Source organism: Aliamphritea ceti, assembly GCF_024347215.1.
GTDB lineage: Bacteria > Pseudomonadota > Gammaproteobacteria > Pseudomonadales > Balneatricaceae > Amphritea > Amphritea ceti.
Genome location: NZ_AP025282.1, coordinates 4,191,243 through 4,216,353, shown reverse-complemented (window position 1 = coordinate 4,216,353; position 25,111 = coordinate 4,191,243). Strand labels below are relative to the sequence as shown.

The window sequence follows — 25,111 nt, the reverse complement described above, 5'->3', positions numbered from 1 at the left end:
GGGGTCCACTGTATTTTAGATTGCCAGAGTGTATGACAGCCGCGCGGTACGTTCCAGTGCCTGATTTACCCTTATGAGGTTATTTTTCTCTGGAGGTGTACTGATCTGTTCAGTATAGTTTGGTTTTTATTGTGAACAGATCTGTTCATTTTGTTTTGTTGTAAGAGTCAGTAGTGTGTCATGACGCGTGAGAATACTGGGGCGGTAACGCAAGGCATCAATCATTTGGGTTTAACTGTGCCAGATTTAGTTTCAGCAGCTGAATTTTTTCAGCAGGTACTTGGGTTCCAGCAGGTAGGTGAGAAACCGGATTATCCGGCCATTTTTGTCAGTGATGGGCATACTATGATTACGCTCTGGCAGGCGAAAACAGATTCACCTGTGAGTTTTAATCGCCATGAGAATATAGGATTACACCATGTGGCGCTGGCCGTAGCGGATGAAGCAACCCTTGATGACTTGAATAGGCGGCTTCAGGCCTGTGGCGATGTATCCGTTGAGTTTGCTCCGGAGCCCTTGGGAGAAGCACCTTATCGACACATGATGTGTCTGATTCCGGGAGGAATTCGGGTCGAATTTATTGCGCCTGCAGGCTGATCCGTCTATCGAGTGTTAAGCGCAGTTTTATGTCAAAAGATAAACATTGACCGGGTACGGCCAGGCCGGCCCGGATAATTGCAGTATTTGCATCCAGGAACGCTGAAATATACTTCGTTTTCCGTTAGGATAGCCGTCCTTTTTTCAGTTCCGACAGATCCCGTCATGCAAGTTAAAGATTTTCACTTCGAACTTCCCGATGAGCTAATTGCCCGTTATCCACTGGCAGACCGCACCGCCAGCCGTTTGCTTTGTGTTGATGGTAATAGTGGCAGCCGTACGCACCGACATTTCTATGAAGTGCTGGACCTGCTAAACGAAGGCGACCTGGTGATTTTCAACAATACCCGGGTTATTCCGGCGCGTATGTTTGGCCAGAAAGCATCCGGCGGTAAAGTTGAAGTCTTGATTGAGCGTGTACTTGATGAACAGTCAGCGCTGGCGCATATCCGTTCCAGCCGCTCACCTAAAGAAGGTGCTGAGCTGACCTTGGAAGGTGGTTTGAAGGCAACGATGGTTGGCCGTCATGATGATTTGTTCGAGCTGTGCTTTGATCTTACTGAAGGTAATTTGATTGAAGCGTTAGAACAGTTTGGCCATATGCCGCTGCCACCATATATGAAGCGTGAAGACGAACTTTCTGACCGGGAACGTTATCAGACGGTTTATAACGTCAAGCCAGGTGCTGTGGCAGCGCCAACCGCTGGCCTGCATTTTGATGATGCTCTGCTGGCTAAACTGACAGACAAAGGCGTAGAAAAAGCCTTCGTGACGCTGCATGTGGGTGCCGGTACGTTTCGTCCGGTGAAGGTTGATACGATTGCCGAACATAAGATGCATGCTGAATACATCGAAGTGTCGGAAGAAGTATGTGCTGCAGTAAAAGCAACGAAAGCACGGGGCAACCGCGTGATTGCCATAGGTACAACCAGCGTTCGTTGTTTGGAAACTGCCAGCCGTAACGGTGAGATTGAGCCTTACTTTGGCGACACCGATATCTTCATTTTCCCTGGGTATGAATTTAAAACCGTAGACGCTCTGGTGACTAATTTTCATTTGCCAGAGTCAACCTTGCTAATGTTGGTGTCTGCGTTTGCAGGTTACGACAATATGATGGCTGCTTATAGTGAAGCAGTGGCAGAAAAGTATCGTTTTTTCAGTTATGGCGATGCGATGTTTTTGCAGAAGCAGGATAAAAGTTAAGCCGAATGATGAAACTGTTTATGGCGGCGGTGATCAAAGCCATTTAACTGTCATCCCGGTGTTGTAAGTTAGGGCGCAGCTGGCTGTATTTACGGCGGTGCCTTGTGATTGATAAATATGCCCTTATATCTAAGGGAAGTTTGCCGGGACGATGAAGTTCCCAGGCTCAATGAATCGAGTAGGAATTGCCGTGAGCAGAGAATGTTTTATGAAGTTTGAATGTTTGGCGACTGAGGGCAAAGCCCGTCGCGGACGTCTGAGCTTTCCCCGTGGTGATGTTGAAACGCCAGCGTTTATGCCTGTTGGTACCTATGGCACCGTAAAAGGAATGACACCACGGGATATCGAAGCTACCGGTGCAGAAATTATTCTCGGGAATACTTTCCATCTGATGCTGCGTCCGGGCACAGAGATTATTAAACAGCATGGTGATCTGCACGACTTTACTAACTGGAAAGGTCCGATTCTGACCGACTCCGGTGGATTCCAGGTTTTCAGTCTGGGAGCGATGCGCAAAATCACGGAAGCAGGTGTGACATTTCAGTCGCCTGTTGATGGTTCCAAAGTATTTATGGGGCCGGAAGAATCAATGCAGGTTCAGAAAGACCTGGGCTCAGACATCGTGATGATTTTTGACGAATGTACGCCTTACCCGGCGACAGAAGTGCAGGCTGCTGAATCTATGCGCTTGTCATTACGCTGGGCGAAACGCTCTAAAGATGCACACGGTGATAACCCGTCTGCACTGTTCGGCATTATTCAGGGAGGTATGTATCCGCATTTGCGTGATGAGTCACTGGAAGGGCTGAACGAAATTGAATTCGATGGCTATGCGATTGGCGGATTGTCTGTCGGTGAGCCAAAAGATGAAATGGAAAAGGTTCTGGATCATCTGGCGTGGAAAATGCCGGAAGACAAACCACGTTATCTGATGGGCGTAGGCCGCCCGGAAGATCTGGTTGAAGGTGTGCGTCGCGGTGTGGATATGTTTGACTGCGTGATGCCAACCCGCAACGCCCGTAACGGCTACCTGTTTACCCGTAACGGTATTGTTAAGCTGCGTAATGCTGCGAATAAAACCAATACCGGGCCGCTGGATGAAGAGTGTTCCTGCTATACCTGTCAGAACTTTAGCCGTGCTTATTTGCACCATCTTGATAAGTGTAAAGAGATCCTGGGTTCGCAGCTGAATACTATCCACAACCTGCATTACTATCAGGAACTTATGGCCGGTTTGCGAAAGGCTATAGAAGAAGGTAAATTGAGCGACTTTGTCGACGAATTCTACCGGTTACGGGGGCTTGAAACACCGCCGATAGCCGACACAGAATCCAGTAATAACGATTAATTCACATTTAAATGTCAGTAACTAGGAGAAGCCAATGAGCTTTTTTATCTCACCAGCATACGCTGAAGGCGCAGCCCCGGGCGGTATGGATCCAAGCATGTTCAACCTTGTTTTTCTGGTTGGCTTTGGTCTGATTTTCTACTTCTTCATGTGGCGTCCACAGGCAAAGCGTGCAAAAGACCATAAAACATTGTTGTCTGGTCTGAGCAAAGGTGACGAAGTAATCACTGCTGGCGGCATTCTGGGTAAGGTAATTCGTCTGAATGACGATTACGTTGTACTGGAAGTTTCTGGTGATACTGAGCTGACTTTCCAAAAGACCCACGTAAGTGCGGCGCTGCCAAAAGGCACTATCAAAGAAATCTAGTCGTTCACTGCAACGCCATTACTGACCGGTAATGGCGTTTTCGATTACAGAAGGCAAGGGCAGCATGCTCAATAAATATCCGTTATGGAAAAACGCGCTGATCGTTCTGATATTGCTTATCGGTGGTCTGTATGCAGCGCCGAACTTATATCCAGATGATTTTGCAGTACAGGTTTCCGGCACCCGTGCCAGCTATACCGTTGATCAGCAAATGCTTGATCGCGTGACTAAGCAGCTGAAGGCCGAAGGTCTGGTGTCTAAGGCCAGTGAAATTAATGGTGCAAGTGGTTTGCTACGTTTCGCTGATGGCAGTACCCAGCTGGAAGCAAAAGAAGCAATCAGTCGTATTTTAGGGGATAACTACGTCGTTGCCCTGAACCTGGCGCCAACCACCCCTGAATGGCTGACATCTGTCGGTGCAGGCCCGATGAAGCTGGGTCTCGACTTACGTGGCGGTGTGCACTTCCTGCTGGAAGTTGATATGGCACAGGCTGTAGCACAGCGACTGGACGTGTATGTAGGTGAGATTAAAGCTCAGCTGCGTGCTGAAAAACTGCGTTACCGTTCAGTAGTACACCGTGAAGACGGCAGTTTGGAACTAAAATTTTCCAAGGCTGATGTACGTGACCAGGCTAGCCAGTTACTGAAACAAGATTACACAGAATTTTTGCTTACCGATGAAGATGCTGACGGCGCGTATTACGTGGTTGTAAGTCTTCTGGAAAGCAAAGTTCGCGAAATTGAAGACTATGCGATCAAGCAAAACCTGACCACCCTGCGTAACCGAGTGAACGAGCTGGGTGTGGCAGAGCCACTGGTACAGCGTCAGGGCCGTAACCGTATCGTTGTACAGCTGCCAGGTATTCAGGATGCAGCAGCAGCTAAGCGGATTATCGGTAAAACAGCGAACCTGGAATTCCGTTTAGAAGCTAAGACCGATGCATCAAGTGCATCAACTGAAACCTACAGCTTCCGCGATTCGCCGCGTAAAGCAACGCTTGAAAAAGACATCATCATCACCGGTTCCAGCGTATCTAATGCGCAGTCAGCCTTTGATGAAAATGGACAGCCACAGGTTTCCATCAGTCTGGATTCCAAAGGTGGTGAGCTGATGAACCGTACCACCCGTAACGCGGTTAAGCGTCGGATGGCGGTACTGTTTGTTGAGCACAAGAGCCGTACGCTGATTAAAACGGTAGACGGTGAACAGGTTTCTGAGCGTGTGCCTTATGTAGAGAAAAATATTATCTCTCTGGCGACGATTCAGAGCATCCTTGGTTCCAGTTTCCGTATTACAGGTCTCGATGGAGCAGGTGAAGCATCTGAGCTTGCGCTGTTGCTACGTGCCGGTGCACTGGCTGCGCCAATCTACTTTGTAGAAGAACGTACAGTCGGACCTAGCTTAGGTGAGCAAAACATCGAATTGGGTATTACCTCTGTACAGATTGGTTTTGCTCTGGTGTTGCTGTTTATGCTGGTTTACTACCGCGTATTCGGTTTGCTGGCAAACGTCGCGCTGACGCTGAATTTGGTATTACTGTTGGCGGTGATGTCTATTATGTCTGCCACGCTGACCTTGCCTGGTATTGCAGGTATCGTTCTGACAGTAGGTATGGCGGTAGATGCCAACGTGCTTATATTCTCGCGAATAAAAGAAGAGCTGGCGAATGGCCTGCCCCCACAGTCGGCAATCAATGCCGGTTTTGAGCGTGCCTTTACCACTATCTTTGATGCCAACATCACCACCTTGCTGGCTGCGGTTATCCTGTTTGCTATGGGTACCGGTCCGGTGAAAGGTTTTGCTATCACCCTGTCGGTGGGTATCGTGACCTCGATGTTTACCGCGATTATGGTGACCCGTGCGTTAGTGAATTTAACCTACGGCGGTCGTACGCTGAACAAGCTGTCGATCTGACCAAGGGGATAACATGGCAAGTGTAAAAAACTTTAACTTTATGGCCCTGCGTAAGATTGCCGCAGGCCTGTCGGTTGTAATACTGCTGATATCAGTTGCCTCACTGGCAATTAATGGTTTGAAATTCGGCCTCGACTTTACCGGTGGTTCACTGGTGGAAGTAGGCTATGAACAGTCACCGGATCTGAATCAGATTCGTGGCCGTTTACAGGATGCGGGTTACGAAGATGCGGTTGTGCAGACCTTTGGCTCTCCTGTGGATATCCTGATCCGTTTGGGTCAGAGCCACGATCCTAAGCTGGGTGACGAAGTGCTGTCTGCGTTGCAAGCCGAAGAAGATCAGAATCTGACTTTGCGCCGTAACGAATACGTTGGCGCGCAGGTTGGTGAAGAGCTTCGTGAACAGGGCGGTTTAGGCCTGTTGCTGGCGCTGTTCATGGTCATGGTTTATGTCGCATTCCGCTTCCAGCTGAAGTTTTCGGTTGGCGCTGTAACGGCATTGGCACACGATGTACTGATTGTGCTCGGGATCTTCTCTGTGTTTCAGCTGGACTTCGATCTGACAGTTCTGGCTGCGTTGCTGGCGGTTATCGGTTACTCGCTGAACGATACTATTGTTGTATCTGACCGGATTCGTGAGAACTTCCGTAAGATACGTAAGGCAACGTCGGTTGAGGTTATGAATATCTCTCTGAACCAGACGCTGGGTCGGACGATTGTTACTTCCTTGACGACCTTGCTGGTATTGAGTGCGCTGGCTATATTCGGTGGCGAGCTGATCCATGGCTTTGCGATTGCACTGCTGATCGGTGTGTTAGTCGGAACTTACTCATCTATTTATGTAGCTGCTAACGTGCTGCTGGCAATGGGTGTCTGTAAGGAAGATCTGATGCCACCAGAGAAAGAAGATGACGAGGAAGACGACCGGCCCTGAGCCAGTCCTTCACTATTAATTGCAAACCGGCCTTCTATGGCCGGTTTTGTTTTTCTGTTTGAAAGTTAAACGCCCTTCAGCGCTGATCGGTGTTATATTGATATGCAGACAAAATTACCTAAAGACTTGTAATGCCTAAAAAAGAATTGCCGGAAGCCGGCGTGTCGGCTGACCCACACGCTGCCCGAGAAGCGGATAAATACGAAAAGCCAATCGCAAGCCGCGAACTGATTATGGAAACCCTGAACGAACAGGGAGAGCCACTGACACGCTGGCAGCTGGAAACCTTGCTGGAAATTCAGGACGAAGATGCTTCTGAAGCGCTGCGCCGACGCCTACGTGCGATGGAGCGTGATGGCCAGTTGATGCGAAACCGCAAAGCCCAGTATGTATTGTTAAGTAAGCTTGACCTTGTTGGTGGGCGTATCCAGGGTCACCGCGACGGCTTTGGCTTTCTTATCCCTGATGAAGGTAAAGATGATATTTTTCTCAGCGCCCGTGAAATGCGTCAGGTGTTTGATGGTGACCGTGCGTTAGTACGGGTTGGCGGTGAAGATCGCAAAGGCCGCAAAGAGGGTGCCATCGTTGAGGTACTGGAGCGAAATACTCACAAGTTGGTGGGCCGCTATCAGGGTAACGGCAGCTTCGGTTATATGGTGCCTGAGAACCAGCGTATTACTCAGGACATTCAGATAGTTCCGAATGAAGAAACTGTATTAGATTACCGCGACGGTCAGTTAGTTGTTGCGGAATTAGTGATGCCGCCAGGTAAGCGGAACAAGCCTACCGGCCGTGTTACGGAAGTGCTGGGTGACCATATGGCGCCGGGTATGGAAATCACCGTAGCGATTCATAATTACGATATTCCTGATCAGTGGAATGACGATGTTCGCCAGGCAACCTCTGAGCTCAGCGCTGAAGTTGAAGAGTCTGCGAAAAGTAACCGTATAGACCTGCGGCATTTGCCACTGGTTACCATCGACGGTGAAGATGCAAAAGACTTTGATGATGCTGTTTACTGTGAAGCCAAGAAGTCTGGCGGTTGGCGTCTGTGGGTCGCGATTGCTGATGTATCCTGGTATGTGCGCCCGGACTCTCCACTGGATGTCGAAGCGCATAAGCGCGGTAACTCAGTGTATTTCCCTGAGTTTGTTGTACCTATGTTACCTGAACTACTGTCCAATGGACTGTGCTCACTGAATCCACATGTTGACCGTTTGGCAATGGTTTGTGAAATGACCATCAGTGCCACTGGTAACCTTAGCGGATATAAATTCTATGAAGCTGTAATTCAGTCACATGCTCGCCTGACCTATACCAAGGTTGGCGCGATGTTGCAGGAAGCTGACAGTGATGACGGCAAAGCGTTGCGTGAAGAATACGCTGCTGTGGTGCCGCATCTGGAAGACTTGTACGGTTTATATCACGACTTGCGTAAAGCACGTGTAGAGCGTGGCGCTATTGATTTTGAGACTACTGAAACCCGGATTCTGTTCAGTGATGAACGCAAGATCGAAAAGATCATTCCTGTGGTACGTAATGATGCGCATAAGATCATTGAAGAATGTATGTTGTGTGCAAACGTCGCTTCTGCACGTTTATTGCGTAAGCTGAAGCAACCCGCGCTGTACCGTGTTCATGATGGCCCGAAAGAAGCCCGTATTGAAGCGCTGCGTAGCTATTTAGGTCCGTTAGGTCTGATGTTGGGTGGTGGCGATGAGCCGACACCAACAGACTATCAGGAGCTGACAGAAGCTCTGGAAGGTCGTGCTGATAAGCATGTTATTCAGATTATGATGCTGCGCTCTATGTCGCAGGCTGTTTACAGCCCGGAAGAGAAAGGTCACTTTGGTCTGAATTATCCTGCGTATACGCATTTTACTTCGCCAATTCGCCGTTATCCTGATCTGTTGGTACACCGCACAATTCGCGCGCTGATTCATAACGGTACAGACAGTAAGCAGCTGGACCGTTGTGAAGGTTTTGAGCAAAATAAAGCATTCCTGCATCAGTACACTATGGAGCAGGTGCTGGAGCTCGGTGAACACTGTTCTATGACCGAGCGGCGGGCTGATGATGCTACCCGAGATGTAATGTCCTGGTTGAAATGTGAGTACATGCAGGATCAGGTAGGCGGCGTCTTCGACGGCGTTATTTCGGCAGTGACTGGCTTTGGTTTATTTGTAGAGCTGGATGAAGCCTATGTTGAAGGTTTGATTCATATCTCTGCATTACCGGGTGATTATTATCATTATGATGCAGCCCATCAACGGCTGCAGGGTGAGCGTAGCGGTAAGAGCTTCCGTCTGGGTGATAAATTACGTGTGCAGGTTGTTCGGGTTGATCTTGATGAACGTAAGATTGATTTTGAATTACGTGAAACTTTAGAAACTGCCCGCAGCATGCGACCGGATGCTAAGCCTGCAAAGAAGAAGCGGAGTCAGCGGGAATTATTGCGTGATGGCGATATTAAACTGGCGAAGCTGTCAGATAAAAAGCGTCATAAGCGTGCACATCCGGGAGCTGTTAAAGCGCGGGAAGATCGTGATGGACAGCTGGCTTCTGAAGCACCGTCGATCACTGTAGAAAAAGCATCAGAAAAGTCGATTTCTGCCTGGCCGTCGGAAAACAAAGCGGCAAAAGGTAAGGTTGCAGAAGCAAAAGCTCCGCGTAAACGCCCGGCTAAAAATCAGGATGTGAATTCTGAAGTGCCTGCTGTGAATCCGAAGAAAAAATCAGTGCGTGCTTCTCTCAGTAAAGATGAGAAAGAGCTGATGACCTTATCGAAAAAACAGTCGAAAGGTTTAAGCAATCGTGCGAAAAAACGTAAGTTAAAAAAGCTGCGTCAGAAAACCGCTAAGTAAAATCATCCATGCTGAATCGTTTTTAGGCAGTGTAAAGCTGCCTAAGAGCGACGGGAAGCGATTGATTTTATTCATAGACTTGACTACCACGGCGGAAACAGGCAATTATTATTGAATGCCTGTTTAAAAGATGTGGTTAATCAGGTCTGAGAATAATAATAGTAAAGCGAGTCTGTTACCCCATGCCTAAAGTCGGAATGCCTGCCATCAGAAAGCCCCAGTTAATCGACGCGACTATGGAAGCGATTAATGAGGTAGGACTGCAGAAGGCCAGTGTTGCGATGATTAGCCGTTATGCCGGTGTATCTCCTGCCATCATCAACCACTATTTCGGTGGTAAAAACAGTTTGCTCGAAGCCACTATGCGCTCGGTGTTGCAGCAGTTATCTGAAGGTGTGCGTCAGCGACTCGATGAAACGGATACTGATGATGTTATCGCCCGGGTAAAGGCGATTGTTGGTGGTAACTTTGACCAGCGTCAGCTGGATTCTAAAGTGGTTAAAACCTGGCTGGCATTCTGGTCGCAGGCAATGCATGAACCGTCTCTTTACCGTTTGCAACGGGTTAATGAGCAACGTCTGCTGACGCATCTTAAAGTTGAGCTGAAAAGAGTTCTGCCAAATGAGCAGGCGGTGTTTGTTGCGCAAAGCATAGCGGCACTGATTGACGGTATCTGGCTTCGGGGAGCACTGGCACCTTCAGGTATTGATGGCGATCTGGCGCAACGCATTATTACTGATTATCTTGAACGGCAATTGCCGGCTGACATATTAAAAAAGTATTCTTGAGCAGGCTAAGCCTGCTGTAACCATTCTATAAACTGATGACTGACTTCTGGCTGACGCGGTGTCTGTGGCGCGCTGATGAAGTAGCCACTCTTGGTATTCAGGCTGAAGTCTTTCAGGCCAACTAAAATTTTGCTGTCGATCAGTTCGTCTACTAGCGTCCCCCAGCCAATTCCCATTCCTTGTCCGGCGATTGCCGCCTGAATCAACAGCGTGTAATTGTTGAATGTCAGTACCGGTTCTCCCGGCTGCACCTGGCTGCGGCGACCGTTAAATAATCCTGGCCAATCCATCCAACCTTCACCGGCGTCCGCACCGAGTTTTAGTAGCGGCAGGCTAGCCAGTTTCTTGTGGCTGGTGACCGGGCCATGTTTTGCTAAAAAGCCGGGGCTACATACAGGAAATACCTGTTCGGCAAACAGTGGCAGATTTTCACCGTTTGGCTGGCTGGCAAAGCGGATAGCGACATCGGCATCCTGGCTGCTGACTTCGTGGCTCCCCTGAGAAGTAATGATGCGAACTTCAGTGTCGGGATGTAATTCGCGAAATGCCGGTAATCGGGGGAGTAGCCAGTAAGCGGCAAATGCGAAATCAGTCGCGACATTTATATGCGGATGTTGCTTAGCGTTCTGCAACTTTTCAATACGGTCAGCGATATTGTTAAAGCCTTTCTGGCAGACCTCAAACAGCTGCTCTCCATCTTCTGTTAATTCCACTCCCCGATAAATTCTTCTGAAAAGCTGTAATTGCAGTTGTGTCTCAAGACCGCGCATTAACTGGCTTACTGCCGACTGGGTTGAACTCAGTTCCCTGGCGGCTGCAGTAAAGCTCAGGTGCCGGGCGGCAGCTTCAAATACTAATAAGCTTTGAGGTGAGGGTAGTCTGTCTCTTAGTAACATAAGTTCAACTTACTTTTATGATTAGTTTTAAGCTGGTTTACAGCTTAGATAAATATAATAAATACTAATGTTAACTGAAAGGCGTGAATCCATTTTTTTCCGTAGTTAGCAGAGTTGTATTGTCACTTTCCAGAAGCTGAGCAATGTTTCTCAGAAGGCGTAAGGGCTGCATTCTCCAGGCTAAAAATGGAGCGTTTCTTACAGGCACGTAAAATAAAAACAACAAAACAAGAGCAGTCTATGAGTATTAAACCCCCATTAACGAGTTTGCCTATTAAGACCGAGGATAAAGGCTTTTATTCAGGTTTTAATATAAACATAACCGTAACTTCAAAGCTGGCTGTCGGCAGTCTGGTGCTTTGGGCGATCGCTTTTCCTGACCAGGCCGCGGCTGTACTGGGTACGCTGAATAGCTTCATTCTGGAAAACTTTGGCACCTGGTATATATATGCCATGGCTTCATTTATCTGTGTGTGTTTTGCCTTAGCGGCCTGGCCTGCTGCCGGACGGCTCAAGTTGGGCCAGCAAGCTGACACTCCTGAGTTTTCTAATTTTTCCTGGTTCTCAATGATGTTTGGTGCGGGTATCGGGGTCGGGATGCTGACCTGGGCTGTGGCTGAACCTGTTTATCATTTTAAAAATAATCCCGATGTTATTCAGGGGATTGTAGATGGCGCTACACAGGCTAACTACCTGAATGCATTCAAGTGGTCTTACCTTCACTGGGGCTTTTCTGCCTGGGCTTCTTATGCCATAGCGGGACTGGCATTAGCGTATTTCTCTTATCGCCGCGGTTTACCGCTGACAATTCGTTCTTCGCTGACGCCCCTGTTCGGTAAGGCGTTATCAGGCCCATTGGGGAATATTGTCGATATTGTCGCTGTTATCGCAACTATTCTTGGTGTTGCTCAGACCTTAGGTTTTGGGGTGGAGCAGTTTGTGGCAGGTATGAGCCGTATCGGCATTGGTGAGTGGCTAGTGGATGCTGATGGTAATGCTTCCACGATGGGTATCATCGTCGCTGTCATAGTGATTATGGGGGCCTCGACTTTGTCTGCTTTATCTGGAGTAGGGAAAGGCATCAAATGGTTATCTAACCTAAATATGGGGCTGTCTATCTTTTTACTGGCGTTCCTGATGTTGTTCGGCTCAACCTGGTTTGGTATGGAAGCTTTGTTTGTTGGTACCTGGGAATACATCCTGGCGTTGCCGGAGATGATGCTGACTGTTTATCACTCAGATGGGCAAGAAGGCACAGCCGATAAGCTGGCCGGTTGGCAGGGAGCATGGTCTGTTTTCTACTGGGCCTGGTGGGTAGCGTTCGCACCTTTTGTAGGATTGTTCTTAGCCCGTATATCCAGGGGCCGTACCGTGCGTGAGTTTGTGCTTGGGGCGTTAATTGTTCCGGCTCTTATGTGCTTTGTCTGGTTCTCTTTTTCCGGTGGTACTGCGATCGATCTTGAGTTGTCTGGCGTTGCTAATGGCGCGATTTTCGGAGTGCCTGATGGCGATAAAATCTTTGCAATGGTACAGGTGATTCTGGGGGATACCCTTGGCTGGATGATGGCAGTGGTTATCGTAATACTGCTTATGACGTATCTGGTGACGTCTGCGGATTCCGCTGTGCTGATCGTGAACACTATCAATGCTGCCGGAGATGAGGGGCCAAAAGCCCGGCCACATATTATTTTCTGGGGTGTAGCTTTAGGTGCTGTTGTGGTTGCTTTGTTGCTGGTTGGTGGCTTAGGAGCCATCAGAACCGCAATGGTTATTGGTGCACTGCCTTTCTCATTAGTGATGGTTCTGATGGCGGTATCACTGCTTAAAGCAATTTACCGCGACGGCTTACGGGAAAAAGAGGGTGTGCCTTCAACTAAGTTGGAGGAGGCCCGGGCTGCAGAGTCCTAAGTCTTAAATTGATATCCAAGATGAGCAACGACTCCGGGCTTACCGGTCTGGAGTCGTTCATAAAACAAGTTAGGAAAATGTTATGAGTAATGCAGCGAAGCAACCCAATATTCTATTCATCATGGCGGACCAGATGGCTGCGCCAGTGCTGAAAGCTTATGGTGGGAAGACGGCTAAAACCCCAAATCTGGATAAACTGGCTGCCGGTGGAGTGGTATTTGAATCGGCTTATTGTAATAGCCCTTTATGCGCCCCAAGCCGCTATGTACTGATGACCGGTCAACTGCCGAGCAAAATCGGCGCTTACGATAACGCCGCAGAGTTTCCGGCGGATATTCCGACCTTTGCGCATTACCTGCGCAATTCAGGTTATCAAACGGCATTATCCGGCAAGATGCACTTTTGTGGTCCAGATCAGTTACATGGTTTTGAAGAGCGTCTGACAACAGATATTTACCCAGCGGATTATGGCTGGTTCCCTGACTGGGAAGATTTCGAGAGCCGTCCGACCTGGTATCACAATATGTCGTCAGTTACCCAGGCTGGCCCTACGGTGCGTACTAATCAGCTGGATTTTGATGATGAGGTTGTTTTTCATGCCAAGCGTTATCTGTTTGATCGCGCCCGTAATACCGGTGAACGGCCTTTCTGCCTGACGGTATCTATGACGCATCCCCATGATCCATACGCGATTCCAGAGGAATACTGGAACCGTTACAGTGATGAAGAGATTGAACTGCCATCTTTTGAGCTGGCTGACGATGAGCAGGATCCGCATTCAAAACGCCTGTTGCACGTTTATCAGATGAACCGTGAAAACATAACTGATCAGCAAGTACGTAATGCACGTCGTGCGTATTATGGCGCCTGTAGTTATATAGATGATCAGGTCGGTGCCTTGCTTAAAGCATTGGAAGACTCAGGTATGGCTGACGACACTATCGTTGTGTTCTCAGGTGATCACGGTGACATGCTGGGTGAGCGTGGGCTCTGGTACAAAATGAGTTACTTTGAATGGTCTGCCCGGGTACCTATGCTGGTATATGCACCGAAGCGTTTTCAGGCTGGGCGTGTATTTGAGTCTGTATCGACGATGGATTTACTGCCGACGTTTGCTGAACTGGCGAATGGAGGAAAAGCACCGGATTATGCCATGCCGATTGATGGTCGTAGCCTGATGCCACATCTTACCGGAGAGGGGGAGGCACACGATGAAGTCATTGGTGAATATATGGGAGAAGGTGTAATCGCGCCGATGTTCATGATTCGTCGTGGTGATTACAAGTATATCTGTTCGCAGCCGGACCCTGATCAACTGTTTAATCTGAAGAATGATCCTCAGGAGCGTATCAACCTTGCTGAACTGGAAGAGCACGCAGAGCTGTTAGCAGAGCTTCGTGCTGAAGCGGCTGAGCGCTGGGACAGCGACGCAATTACCCGTGATGTGATTATCAGTCAGCGACGCCGTCGTTTGGTAGCTCAGGCGCATAAGCTGGGCAAGGTGCCTGAGTGGGATCATCAGCCTATTTTTGATTCCAGCACCATGTACATGCGCAATAACGTCGATCTGGATGATCTGGAAGCTAAAGCACGTTTCCCGCGCATTGCGGATAAAGCGTCTTAAAAACATGGCCCTGGGAAGGCGGGCAGATTTGTGGCTGTCCGCCAGTCATTTCTATCAATAACAGTAAATACGTGAAATATGAAAACGCCTGAATATTTATTGTTCAACGCTGTGTTGTTGGGCTCTGGTACTGTGCCGGCTACCGGTTTTCAGGCTAGCCAGACTATAGGCTTATTGATCCAGGGTAAATTGATCTCAACTCTACCGTTGCATTGGTCAGTATCACGTTAAAAGAATTGGGTTATAACGCAGAACAGCGCAGTGCAGTATTTAGCTACAAAGTGAGTTTTACCTTGCGAGTCACTCTTGAGTGGCTTTTTCAACCGGCCGGAGTGCCGGTTTTTTTGTGTATTTTCGCTCAACAAGGTCTGACTGATATTGATGCCTTTGTGCTTTAGCACTGAAAGATAGCTTGTTGCCGTAGCAACTATACCCGAAATGGTTGGTCGAGTAGATGAATAGCGTTTTGAAAACTTGTGTCACAGGTATCTTGGCGTAGTCTGAAAAGACGCCTCAGGTTTGGTTTACCTGAGGCAAGCAGCATCAGGCCAGCAGCGTTATTAGCAATGGTTGAAAAGGATCTCACAGGAATAATGCTATACGGCTAACAGAAACAGTTTTCTGGTCGGAGAAGCGCGTGAGCACAGAAGAAGATTTTGCCCATCTGCCCGTTTTTGAAACCGTTGAGCAGCTTAATGCATTCGATGTAATGCCGGACCCTGTGTGGGTGTTTGATGTTGATGCCTACGGCTTTTGGTGGGGTAATTTGCGGGCTGTTGAATACTGGGGGCTGAAGCATTTTCAGCAACTTGTCGATAAAGATCTTTCTTCTGATACCGACGGTGCCCGTAACCGGATTCGTGGTATTTTCGAAAAAGCATCTCAGGAGGGGATGACCTCCGATCCCTGGACAACCTATCCGAACGGCGAAGCTACAACCGTTCTTATTCGCCATAAAGCTGCGTTGGTGGGGCCGCAACGGCATCGGGCGATTATTGGTTTTGTGTTGGAAGAACACCAGCTGGGAGAGGCCGAGCAACTACTGTTTGCTGAAGCAACCAGGTATGCCTCAGTAGCAGTGACGAGTTACACACTCGATGGTGATTTATTGTTTGAGAATCCGGCATCTGCGAATTTATACGGATATGAGCGACGGGATAATTTACCGGAAGATATATCTTTATTTGAGAGCCGTTTTTCCGATCCGCAGGAAGCCCGGGAGCGATTGCAAAAAGGGCGTGATGGCGAAGACTGCAAGCGAACCCATTTGATGGTGACTCAGCAGGGAGTGCAAAGGCATACCGTTGATATTCGCAGTAGCCGGCATCCGCTGACCGGTGAGTTCCTGTTATTAGTATCCGAATATGATGTGACCGCTCTGCATAATGCATTGCAGGAAGCTGAGCTGGCGAAGGACGAGCTGAAAAAATTAGCAAACTATGATGCGTTGACCAATTTGCCCGGGGTGCGTTTATGTCGGCAGCGGATAGATAGTGGAGTGGAATTTGCCCGGAAAAATAATCAGCGTTTTGCGCTTATGTTTCTCGATCTGGATGGCTTTAAAGCGATAAATGACACCCATGGCCATTTGACCGGGGATGAGTTGTTGAAAGTAATTGCTGAGCGGCTGTCGCGCATTGTTAGAGGTTCAGATACTGTAGGCCGGATTGGTGGCGATGAGTTTATTATTTTACTGGAACAAGTCAGCACTGAAGATGTAGCAGTGATTATTGCCGAAGAGATTTTACAGATATTTGCTGAGCCCTTTCATGTTGTCAGTGAATGTGGTGCTGATCTTATGCTGAGTGTCGGTGTCAGTATTGGGATATCTGTATTCCCGGATTATGCAGCAGATGCTAAAGAGTTATTTTGTCAGGCGGATCAGGCGATGTATCAGGTCAAGCAGGCCGGCAAGAATAACTTCAGCCTGGCTGATACTGTTGAGTGCTAACCTCTTCGCTGCTTTATACGTGATGTCACAGCAATAATCAGCCAGCTGGCCAGTACGAAAGGTGCTGTAAAAGCCGGTACCTCCGCCAGTTGAAATCCTCGCATTAGTAATATGCTGATACCTATGCCCAGCAGTGGCAGTATAAACCGGCGGGGAAAGTGCGCCGCCAGTGCTATGCCGGCCAGTACTGCATTGTAGCTGTAGCTGCCATTATTGATCAGATGCTCTGGGAAGCCGAGTATACCTGCGATGAATACGCCTGTGGCGCTGGCAATCAGAGTCCACATTGCTGCCAGCCGGGAATAACAGAGCAGCCCAGCCAGACACAAAATGCCACTCAGGGCATTATCCTGAAAGACTACCTGACCGATGCCTCTGGCAACTGCTGTATAGAACTGATCAATCTCAGTGCCGGTTGGCAGGGGAGGTAAACTGAGCTGTAACCCGCCGGCAATCAGCAAGATTACCCAGCCGGTGAGAATATAAGGGGCTGTAAATGGCGGCAAAGCGCTGCGCTGCTGAAACTGCTGTAACAGCAAAATAGTTAGGGCGCTGCCGGCAATAATCAGAAGCAGTGAGGCTAGCGTGACGGCTAAAGTGTTGCTGATTGCCAGTGCCAGCAGGGCTGCATTGAAACCGTATAGCCCCTGACTAATATCCGTTGCGGTTACTTTCAGTAGCCGGGCAGTTAAAAGGCTTGTCAGAATGGCTGCCAGGGCAATAATTGCCTGGCTCAGGGAGTTAACTGCAATGGCCAGGACGAACAGGAATCCTGCACGGCTGCTGGGTTGCAGAAAAATCTGCCCATAGCTGCGAAGTATGGCGTTGTGGCAAATCACAGATGGAATCTTCAGCATAATCTGATTGGCTACGTTGGTTTAGCTTTAGATAAGATTTGTTTGAGCGATTAAGTCTGCTTAGCTGGCCATAATCGTGAGGCATGGTAAGTGCTTATGTGTGCGTTGATTACCACAAACAGAATAGTACGGACTATAGCGTGCTGATGCTATTCAGATTTTACCGATTTTAGGTGATTTACCGGCATACGAAAAAGGCAGGTTCTCTGAGCCTGCTTTTGGATTCATTGTCTGTCATGCAGGGCGGTTTTCGATAAGTTCATGCTTAAGCTGGATACGGATCGGTGGATTAAGGACCGAAAAAGGCTCGTCCATGAGCAAAATGTCGCTATTAATAGCGAACGCTCTCGCAAATCAAACCCGTTGTGCACACCTCTGGAAAGACGGTGAGGGTGTTTAGTGCACTATTCGTTAAACCAGTCGTTTTGAACTTTTCTATTGCCATCTGATGGTGGGCAATGTGGGCTATACCTTGTTTTTTTTAGGCTCTGTGCAGAGTTGTCTAAAGCTCTTAGCCTGAAGCCAGTGGCAGACTGCCCGAGTGTCAAAGGTATCGAAAACAATTTGCCCCTGGAGATAATGGCTCTGTATCAGGCTGTTATCCGCCAGGGGTAAGGTCTGGCTCAGATCTTTCGTTTTGGTGCGCCTATGCGTTGGCGTTCCTGCCATTGTTCGTCGATCCATACGTCGACATTGGCGTCCGCCAGGGCCTGCTTACCCAGAATCATGTCGGCAGCTTTTTCTGCCACCATGATGCTTGGAGCATTCAGGTTGCCGTTTGGAATGGTTGGGAAGATGGACGAATCAACAACGCGTAATGCTTCTATTCCCCGGACCTTGCACTGGTTGTCCAGTACGGCCATTGGGTCATTGTCGGCACCTAATTTACAGGTACAGGAAGGGTGGTAAGCGCTCTCAACGTTTTCGCGTACCCAACGGTCAATGTCTTCGTCTGATGTGATATTCAGGCCAGGCTGAATCTCTTCGCCACGGAATTCATCCATTGCTGGCTGGTTGAGAATTTCACGGCTCAGGCGAATAGTATCGCGCCAGTCCTGCTTGTCCTGTTCAGTGCCAATGTAGTTAAAGATAATGCGTGGCTTAGCTGCAGGATCATTACTGGTGATCCAGACCTTGCCGCGGCTTTCCGGCTTGTTTGGTCCAACGTGCACCTGGAAACCGTGCCCGGCAAATGCTGCCTGACCGTCGTAACGCATTGCCGCTGGCAGGAAGTGATACTGAATATTTGGCCACTTCAGACCTTCGCGGGAGCGAATAAATGCACAGGATTCAAAATGGTTAGTAGCGCCTAAACCGTCTTTGAACAGAATCCAGCGGGTACCAATCATACCTTTGCTGATCAGGCCTAGTTTGCTGTTCAGTGAGATTGGCTGCTTGCAGTGATACTGGAAATATACTTCCAGGTGATCCTGCAGGTTTTCACCGACCCCAGGTAAATCCTGAACAACGTCTACACCTGCATCCTGCAGTACTTTTGCCGGGCCAATACCAGACAGTTGCAGCAGTTGCGGTGAGCCAATAGAGCCAGCGCTGAGAATGACTTCTTTACGGGCAGTTGCTGTTTTAATGCTGCCGCCTTGCTGGTATTCGATACCTGTTGCTGTTTTGCCGTCGAGCAGAACTTTACGGGTCAGAACACCGCTGATCAGTGTCAGGTTAGGGCGCTTCAGAGCCGGACGTAAATGTGCATTCGATGTTGATGCGCGTACGCCGCCATCAACAGTCATATGCATCGGGCCAAAGCCTTCCTGACGGTAACCGTTGTAATCATCCGTCGTTGGGTAACCCGCCTCTTCACCGGCATCAATAAATGCCTGGTAAAGTGGATTAAGCTTCATTTCGTTACCGTTACAGGTGCCAACAGGGCCGTTGCCACCGCGGTAGGCATCTTCACCTTTGTACCAGGTTTCGGCTTTTTTGAAATACGGCACACATTGCTGATATCCCCAGCCCTTTGCGCCGTGCTCTTCCCATTCGTCATAGTCACAGGCGTGACCACGCACGTATACCATGCCATTAATAGAAGAACCGCCTCCTAGTACTTTGCCACGTGGGCAGTGCATTTCGCGGTTATCCAGATGCGGTTCTTTATCGGTATGGAACTGCCATGCGTATTTTTCGGTATTCATCGGATACGACAGAGCTGTCGGCATCTGGATGAAAATACTCTTGTCGCTGCCGCCAGCTTCTAACAGCAGAACTTTATTGTTGCTGTCTTCTGTCAGGCGATTGGCCAGTACGCAACCGGCAGAGCCGGCACCAACAACGATGTAATCAAATTCAGTATTGCTCATCAGTTAACCTCAGCTATATGGGCAGTCGATGTCGCCCAGCTCTACAAAGACGCTCTTCACCTGGGTGTAGTTATTCAGAGTATCGATACCGTTTTCACGACCGATACCTGATTGCTTATAACCGCCAACTGGCATTTCAGCAGGAGACGCACCCCAGTTGTTGATCCAGCAGATACCTGCCTGTAAGCGGGCAATGACGCGGTGAGCGCGAGAGAAGTCTTTAGTGAATACGCCAGCTGCAAGGCCGAATTCTGTATCGTTAGCGCGGCGGATAACTTCTTCTTCATCGCTGAAGCGCAGGATGGACATTACCGGGCCAAAGATCTCGTCTTTAACGTTTGGCATCTCATCAGTACAGTCAGCGAAGACGGTAGGTGCTACGAAATAGCCTTTATCCAGACCATTTTCAGTGACACGGTTGCCGCCGCATACCAGGCGAGCACCTGCTTCTTTTGCAGCTTCAATATATTCGAGTACTTTGAACATGTGCTTTTCTGAAATTAAAGCGCCTACCTGAGTATCCAGATCGGTAGGATCACCGATGATCATACGACCAGTACGTTCAGCAACCTGTGAGACAAATTCGTCATAAATGCTGTCGTGAACAAATACCCGGGTACCGTTAGTGCAGACTTCACCCTGAGTGTAGAAGTTTGCCAGCATGGCACCGGAAACGGCGTTTTTCAGATCGGCATCACCAAACACTACAAGTGGTGATTTACCACCCAGTTCCATCGTCACGTCTTTCAAAGTGCCGGCTGCGTCAGCCATTACTTTCTTACCTGTGCCGCATTCGCCAGTGAATGATACTTTTTCAATTTCAGGATGGCGGGACAAGGCCTGACCTACGCGGTAGTCACCCTGAACAACGTTAAATACGCCATCCGGCATGCCAGCTTCAGAATAAATTTCAGCCAGTTTAAGAACAGAAAGCGGGGTTTCTTCAGAAGGCTTGAACACCAGCGCGTTACCGGCAGCCAGGCAAGGGCCTGACTTCCACATTGCGATCTGGATAGGGTAGTTCCAGGCACCAATACCAGCGCATACACCCAGTGGCTCGCGGCGGCTATAGAAGAAGTTATTGCCGCCCAGGTCTTGCTGCTGACCATGAATGGTTGCTGCCAGGCCGGCAAAGAATTCAACAACATCAGCACCGGTGGCAATATCTACACAGTTAGCTTCCTGCATAGGTTTACCTGTATCCAGTACTTCCAGTGCTGCCAGTTCATCGTTACGTTCACGCAGAATAGCAACGGCTTTCATCATGATACGGCCGCGGTCAGCACCGGACATAGCTGACCATTCAGCAAAGCCTTTTTTAGCGCTTTCTACTGCTGCATCTACGTCCGCCAGAGACGCTTGGTGGACTTCGCCGATCGCTTCGCCAGTTGCCGGGTTACGGGTAATAAAGGTTTCACCGGACGTAGCGTCCTGGTAGCGGCCATGAATGTATAAGGCGTGTTGCATAGTCTGTGCACCCTGTTAGCAGTCGGTTTCGCGGAATAAAGCTGCGGTGGCCGAAGGCTTTAGATTTTTATTGATTGGTCATTTAATTAAAAATAACTTTGGCGATTTTTTGATCCGTTGTCAAATCTATTCATGGTCGTTTCCGGCAATGGTCGCGGATGGTCAAGTTGAGTAATTTTCAGGTTGTCTGGTGTGGCGGAATAACTATTTATGTATTTGAAGTACCTATTTTGAAAAGGGCGTTCAGGGAAGAGTCAGGGGAATAAGTGTGCTAGTATTAACAGCAATGTTTAATTAGCTGCAAAGAAAGCAAATGTTTTCAGCAAGATAGGGAAATCAAGACTTGCTAGTTGTGTTTTATTGCTGATTATTGAATGACTGCAGCACCAGAATAGAATTCTAAAAATATCGGGGGATATGGTGCATGGCTAAGCTGAAAGAGCTTTGCTCGCGCGTGGGCGCTAATTTTTTATGGCTGGCGGTTCTGCCAGTATCTGCTCATGCAGAAAACTTGCTGGATGTTTATCAGCAGGCGCGTGAGAATGATCCTGTCTATCAGGCAGGGTTTCATCAGCATGAAGCTTCCAGGGAAGTCTACGAACAGGCCCGGGCTTTACTGCTACCCAACGTTAAGTTTGATATTAGTCGCACGGATACCACTCAGGATATTGTCAGCTCTGATAATCAGGTGTTTAGTCAGGGCAGTACTTCTTATCCTACAGATGAAATGAGTCTGTCGATTACTCAGTCTGTTTATAGTTTTGCGAACTGGGCCAACTTTAAAAAATCCAAAGAAGACGTAAAGCGGGTTGCTGCCGAGCTGGAAGACGTTCGTCAGGACTTAGTCATGCGCGTCGCGGAAGCTTATTTTACAGCTTTGAAAGAACGCGATAGCTATCTGGCGATCAGAGCCGAAGTAACAGCACTGGAAAAACATTACGAACTGGTACAGAACCAGCGTGCAGAAGGTCTGGCGCGGATGACGGATCTGCTGGATTCGCAGGCGCGTTATATGCAAGCGCAGGCCCGGGAAGTTGAAATCAGTAATGATTTACGTGATGCCATTCAGGGGCTGCAGGAACTGACAGGTACATTGCCTGAATCTCTGGTTTCATTGGGTGATGTGTTAGAGCTCGTAAGCCCTGAGCCGATGATGGTTGATGCCTGGGTTGAAAGTGCTCAGCGTCAGAATCCGATGTTACTGGCCAAGCAAAATGCATTGGCGGTTGCCTGGCAGGAAGTGCGGCGCCAAAAAGGTGGTCATTATCCTACGCTGGATCTGGTTGTTACTCAGCAAACCCGGGAAACCCAGGGGTCTTTGTTTGGTGGTGGCAGTGAAGTAGATACTCAGGATATCCTGCTTAAATTCACCTTGCCTATTTATTCCGGTGGTGCAGTTTCTTCCAAGGTACGGGAAACGATCAACCTGCATAATAAAGCCAAGGATGAGCTTGAGCAGGAATGGCGCAAGGCTGGCCGTGAAACCCGTGCTGCTTTCAGCGGTGTTGCCGGGGCTATCACTAAAGTAAATGCATTACAGCGTTCGGTTGATGCTTATGAACTGGCGGTGGATGCAAAACGGACATCTTTTGAATCAGGATTGATCTCCAGTGTCAGTGTACTGGATGCTGAGCGCGATCTGTTTATTGCCCGCAGTGATTTTTCTGCTGCACGCTATGAATATCTGTTAAATACTCTGCGCCTCAAACGGGCAGCCGGTACTTTGAATGTTCAGGATCTGGAGCAGATCAATGCTGAGTTACAAGGGGCTGACGTTACCACGGATGTTGATGCGATGATGGCTGCTGAAAATGCTGCTGCGCTGAATGCGCCAGTGCGGCAGGCAGAGTCATTTGCAGCCAATAACCTGCAGGCTGACGTTCGGGTACGCAGTGTTGTTTTTCAGGATGTTAACAGCAGTGCAGAGTCTGATGATCAGCAGCTGGCAAATGTAAAGCCAGCGACATCAGTATCTGTGACCACAGATACTGCACCGGCATCTTTAACTACCTCCTCTTCTTTTTCGAATACACCTGTTGATACTGAGCAGGACATGCAGGCAGACGGCTGGCTAAATCAGTTGCCGGCTGATGCTTTTGTGGTGCAGCTAGCGAAAGGTGGTAACGAAGTTGCCATTCAGCGTTTTATTCGTAAACACGGCCTTGACAGTCAGGCAGCGTATTACCGTACAGAGCGGGACTCGGGGCAAATTGTTTTCGTCCTGATAACGTCACCTTTCAAAACAGTTGCAGCAGCAAAAGAAGCGGTAGCAGAGATGCCGGCAGCGGTACGAAAAGGGATCTGGATTCGCAATGTCTCAACTTTGCAGGGCATGTATCGACAGCCGGGCGCTGAAGCTTAATGCAGATTGCCGAGCAGGCCGCTGCGTTTAAAGCGGCATATGCTGCCAGCGGAGAACCATTCGGTTATGAAACTTCGTGCAAGCTGGTACCAGGTTGCGCGTTAACAGAACGTTTTTTAATTAGCATCCATAAGGATGCATTTGTGTCTCTGGGGTTGAAGGAGTTATTGCCTGCAGAGGTGCTTAAAAATGTACCTGCAGATTTATGGAGCTGGTATGACGCAGGTTTGCCAGCTGCAGATGTGGTTCATTTTGGTTTTGAGTCTTCAGCGAAGCCAGTATTGAAGCTTTATCTGGAGAGCACAAGTGCATTTTACACTGGTCTTAAGTATGACTCCCGGAATCGCATCATGGTTTATGATGCGCTGAAGTGGGGAGCTGAATTAACGCCGGTTAATAGCCAGTATGTATGCCGGCCTGAACAGTCTGAAGAGGTATTAGAGCAGACAATAGTTGGCTGTTTTCCTGTGGATCAGAAAGAGGCAAGCCAGTTGGCAAAGGGTTATCTGCAGCAGGCACTTAAAATATTGCCGGCCAAGCAGTTGCTAATGTTGGAAGTCGAAGAACAGGGCAGTATTAGACAGTCGTTCGATCTGAATTTATATGATCTTGAACAGACTGTGATGCAGTGGGCTGATCTTATTCGTGATACCTGGCAATTACAGCAGCTAGATAGCCAGTCACTGGAAATGTTTTTGCAAACTCATGGCGATAAAGTATTGGGCCATGTGTCTGCGGGTACCGGTCGGGATGGGCAGGTATTTTTTACATTGTATTTCGGTGCCACCGAACAGGTACCGGAAGCAACATAAGTTTTTATAGCCGCTGCTTTTTATAGCGGATAAAGAAAGAGGAAATACAAGTGGCAACGCAATTATTGATTTACGGACAGGTAGAAGCAGTAAACAAACAGCGCCATGTTGATTGGTCTATTAAAGCTGGCAATAACTATAGCTTTGCTAAGCAAGTTAACTCTGTTCCTTTGATGGCTGTTGAGTTTCCAAGTGCAGCTGATGACTACAGCATCGTATTTGCCGGTGCTGACGATGAGATTTTACCAGTAGTTGTTATGGGGGTTCGTGAAGATGAGAACCTTTACGTAGCGGAAGACGGTAGCTGGGATGCGAACTATGTGCCTGCATTTATTCGCCGTTATCCATTTGTTTTTGCCAGCACCGATGATGGCAGCACGCTGACACTATGTCTGGATGAGAATTACGAAGGCTGTAATCAGGAAGGTCGCGGTGAGCGGTTGTTTGATGCCGACGGCGAGCAGACTCAGTATCTGACTAAGGTTGTTGATTTCCTTCAGGATTATCAAAGCCATTATCAGCGTACGCAGACATTCTGTAAGAAGCTGAATGAACTGGATGTATTCGAAGATATGGGCGCTAAATTCACTTTGCCATCTGGTGAAGAACGCACGCTGACAGGCTTTAAAGTAATCAGCCGTGAAAAGCTTAAAGCGATTCCTCAGGAAGAGCTGGCTGCGTTAATGGCTAATGATGGTCTGGAACTGATTTATCTGCACCTGCATTCGATGCGTAACCTGAATAAGGTTCTGCAAAACATGCCACAGCAGGCGACTGTTGCGGACGATACGGATACTGCTGAAGCAGACGTACAGCACTGAGTTTTTAACTCATGTGAGGGTGTGCCGGAGTATGCACACTTAACAATTTTTTAACACGCGGAGTGCGTGTTAATTGCCACGG

At 48.6% G+C, this 25,111-nt stretch carries 18 protein-coding genes; 14 read left to right on the top strand and 4 right to left on the bottom strand.

The genetic code is table 11. The features are described 5' to 3' along the window. Nucleotides 1–180: 180 nt before the first annotated feature. The 8 genes from OCU49_RS19245 (at nt 181) to betI (ending at nt 10,016) form a co-directional block, all read left to right on the top strand. Entirely contained in the window at nt 181–597 is a 417-nt protein-coding gene (locus OCU49_RS19245) for a VOC family protein (RefSeq protein WP_261842164.1), read from the top strand. A 165-nt stretch (nt 598–762) separates the two neighbouring features. Beyond that, complete coding sequence (gene queA / locus OCU49_RS19240; protein WP_261842163.1) at nt 763–1,800, top strand: tRNA preQ1(34) S-adenosylmethionine ribosyltransferase-isomerase QueA; 1,038 nt, start codon at nt 763–765, stop codon at nt 1,798–1,800. Between the two features lie 208 nt (nt 1,801–2,008). After that, on the top strand, nt 2,009–3,148 hold the full coding sequence (gene tgt, locus OCU49_RS19235) for a tRNA guanosine(34) transglycosylase Tgt (RefSeq protein ID WP_446680416.1): 1,140 nt from the start codon (nt 2,009–2,011) through the stop codon (nt 3,146–3,148). Between the two features lie 34 nt (nt 3,149–3,182). Further along, complete coding sequence (gene yajC / locus OCU49_RS19230; protein ID WP_261842161.1) at nt 3,183–3,515, top strand: preprotein translocase subunit YajC; 333 nt, start codon at nt 3,183–3,185, stop codon at nt 3,513–3,515. 64 nt (nt 3,516–3,579) lie between these two features. Continuing rightward, nucleotides 3,580–5,430, top strand: coding sequence for a protein translocase subunit SecD (secD, locus tag OCU49_RS19225; protein ID WP_261842160.1), 1,851 nt, complete (start codon nt 3,580–3,582; stop codon nt 5,428–5,430). Nucleotides 5,431–5,443: 13 nt separating this feature from the next. Then, nucleotides 5,444–6,364 carry a protein translocase subunit SecF gene (secF, locus tag OCU49_RS19220; RefSeq protein WP_261842159.1) on the top strand — a complete coding sequence of 307 codons (921 nt, stop codon included), beginning with the start codon at nt 5,444–5,446 and terminating at the stop codon, nt 6,362–6,364. A 131-nt stretch (nt 6,365–6,495) separates the two neighbouring features. Next, nucleotides 6,496–9,228, top strand: a complete 2,733-nt coding sequence (gene rnr, locus OCU49_RS19215; protein WP_261842158.1) for a ribonuclease R — start codon at nt 6,496–6,498, stop codon at nt 9,226–9,228. A gap of 182 nt (nt 9,229–9,410) precedes the next feature. Then, nucleotides 9,411–10,016 carry a transcriptional regulator BetI gene (gene betI / locus OCU49_RS19210; protein WP_261842157.1) on the top strand — a complete coding sequence of 202 codons (606 nt, stop codon included), beginning with the start codon at nt 9,411–9,413 and terminating at the stop codon, nt 10,014–10,016. 5 nt (nt 10,017–10,021) lie between these two features. Here betI and OCU49_RS19205 read toward each other — a convergent pair whose 3' ends face one another. Then, nucleotides 10,022–10,912 carry a LysR substrate-binding domain-containing protein gene (locus OCU49_RS19205; RefSeq protein ID WP_261842156.1) on the bottom strand — a complete coding sequence of 297 codons (891 nt, stop codon included), beginning with the start codon at nt 10,910–10,912 and terminating at the stop codon, nt 10,022–10,024. Between the two features lie 240 nt (nt 10,913–11,152). On the opposite strand from OCU49_RS19205, the gene OCU49_RS19200 reads away from it, so the two are divergent. The 3 genes from OCU49_RS19200 to OCU49_RS19190 all read left to right on the top strand — a co-directional run bounded on the left by OCU49_RS19200 (nt 11,153) and on the right by OCU49_RS19190 (nt 16,395). Beyond that, a complete protein-coding gene (locus tag OCU49_RS19200; protein ID WP_261842155.1) occupies nt 11,153–12,820 on the top strand; it encodes a BCCT family transporter in 1,668 nt (555 codons plus the stop codon). 82 nt (nt 12,821–12,902) lie between these two features. Next, complete coding sequence (gene betC, locus OCU49_RS19195; RefSeq protein WP_261842154.1) at nt 12,903–14,444, top strand: choline-sulfatase; 1,542 nt, start codon at nt 12,903–12,905, stop codon at nt 14,442–14,444. Nucleotides 14,445–15,081: 637 nt separating this feature from the next. Beyond that, entirely contained in the window at nt 15,082–16,395 is a 1,314-nt protein-coding gene (locus tag OCU49_RS19190; RefSeq protein WP_261842153.1) for a sensor domain-containing diguanylate cyclase, read from the top strand. Here the strand turns inward: OCU49_RS19190 and OCU49_RS19185 are convergent. The 3 genes from OCU49_RS19185 to betB form a co-directional block, all read right to left on the bottom strand. Then, nucleotides 16,392–17,252, bottom strand: a complete 861-nt coding sequence (locus OCU49_RS19185) for an urea transporter (RefSeq protein ID WP_261842152.1) — start codon at nt 17,250–17,252, stop codon at nt 16,392–16,394. The genes OCU49_RS19190 and OCU49_RS19185 overlap by 4 nt on opposite strands. 623 nt (nt 17,253–17,875) lie before the next feature. Beyond that, nucleotides 17,876–19,567, bottom strand: coding sequence for a choline dehydrogenase (gene betA / locus OCU49_RS19175; protein ID WP_261842151.1), 1,692 nt, complete (start codon nt 19,565–19,567; stop codon nt 17,876–17,878). A gap of 9 nt (nt 19,568–19,576) precedes the next feature. Continuing rightward, nucleotides 19,577–21,034 (bottom strand): betaine-aldehyde dehydrogenase, encoded by a 1,458-nt coding sequence (gene betB / locus OCU49_RS19170; protein WP_261842150.1) that lies wholly within the window; start codon nt 21,032–21,034, stop codon nt 19,577–19,579. A gap of 424 nt (nt 21,035–21,458) precedes the next feature. Here betB and OCU49_RS19165 point away from each other — a divergent pair, with 424 nt between their 5' ends. From OCU49_RS19165 to OCU49_RS19155, 3 genes are read left to right on the top strand one after another with little or no spacing between them, the layout of a single operon-like run. Further along, nucleotides 21,459–23,396, top strand: a complete 1,938-nt coding sequence (locus tag OCU49_RS19165; RefSeq protein WP_261842149.1) for a TolC family outer membrane protein — start codon at nt 21,459–21,461, stop codon at nt 23,394–23,396. After that, complete coding sequence (locus OCU49_RS19160; RefSeq protein WP_261842148.1) at nt 23,396–24,208, top strand: hypothetical protein; 813 nt, start codon at nt 23,396–23,398, stop codon at nt 24,206–24,208. Before OCU49_RS19165 ends, OCU49_RS19160 begins: the two co-directional genes overlap by 1 nt. Before the next feature lie 50 nt (nt 24,209–24,258). Continuing rightward, a complete protein-coding gene (locus tag OCU49_RS19155) occupies nt 24,259–25,029 on the top strand; it encodes a SapC family protein (protein WP_261842147.1) in 771 nt (256 codons plus the stop codon). Nucleotides 25,030–25,111 lie beyond the last annotated feature (82 nt).

Coding starts and splice junctions, on each gene's coding strand:
- OCU49_RS19165 (WP_261842149.1), top strand. CDS start 21,459: ATGGCTAAGCTGAAAGAGCTTTGCTCGCGCGTGGGCGCTAATTTTTTA.
- yajC (WP_261842161.1), top strand. CDS start 3,183: ATGAGCTTTTTTATCTCACCAGCATACGCTGAAGGCGCAGCCCCGGGC.
- OCU49_RS19245 (WP_261842164.1), top strand. CDS start 181: ATGACGCGTGAGAATACTGGGGCGGTAACGCAAGGCATCAATCATTTG.
- OCU49_RS19160 (WP_261842148.1), top strand. CDS start 23,396: ATGCAGATTGCCGAGCAGGCCGCTGCGTTTAAAGCGGCATATGCTGCC.
- queA (WP_261842163.1), top strand. CDS start 763: ATGCAAGTTAAAGATTTTCACTTCGAACTTCCCGATGAGCTAATTGCC.
- tgt (WP_446680416.1), top strand. CDS start 2,009: ATGAAGTTTGAATGTTTGGCGACTGAGGGCAAAGCCCGTCGCGGACGT.
- OCU49_RS19205 (WP_261842156.1), bottom strand. CDS start 10,912: ATGTTACTAAGAGACAGACTACCCTCACCTCAAAGCTTATTAGTATTT.
- betC (WP_261842154.1), top strand. CDS start 12,903: ATGAGTAATGCAGCGAAGCAACCCAATATTCTATTCATCATGGCGGAC.
- OCU49_RS19185 (WP_261842152.1), bottom strand. CDS start 17,252: ATGCTGAAGATTCCATCTGTGATTTGCCACAACGCCATACTTCGCAGC.
- secD (WP_261842160.1), top strand. CDS start 3,580: ATGCTCAATAAATATCCGTTATGGAAAAACGCGCTGATCGTTCTGATA.
- secF (WP_261842159.1), top strand. CDS start 5,444: ATGGCAAGTGTAAAAAACTTTAACTTTATGGCCCTGCGTAAGATTGCC.
- betA (WP_261842151.1), bottom strand. CDS start 19,567: ATGAGCAATACTGAATTTGATTACATCGTTGTTGGTGCCGGCTCTGCC.
- OCU49_RS19200 (WP_261842155.1), top strand. CDS start 11,153: ATGAGTATTAAACCCCCATTAACGAGTTTGCCTATTAAGACCGAGGAT.
- rnr (WP_261842158.1), top strand. CDS start 6,496: ATGCCTAAAAAAGAATTGCCGGAAGCCGGCGTGTCGGCTGACCCACAC.
- betI (WP_261842157.1), top strand. CDS start 9,411: ATGCCTAAAGTCGGAATGCCTGCCATCAGAAAGCCCCAGTTAATCGAC.
- betB (WP_261842150.1), bottom strand. CDS start 21,034: ATGCAACACGCCTTATACATTCATGGCCGCTACCAGGACGCTACGTCC.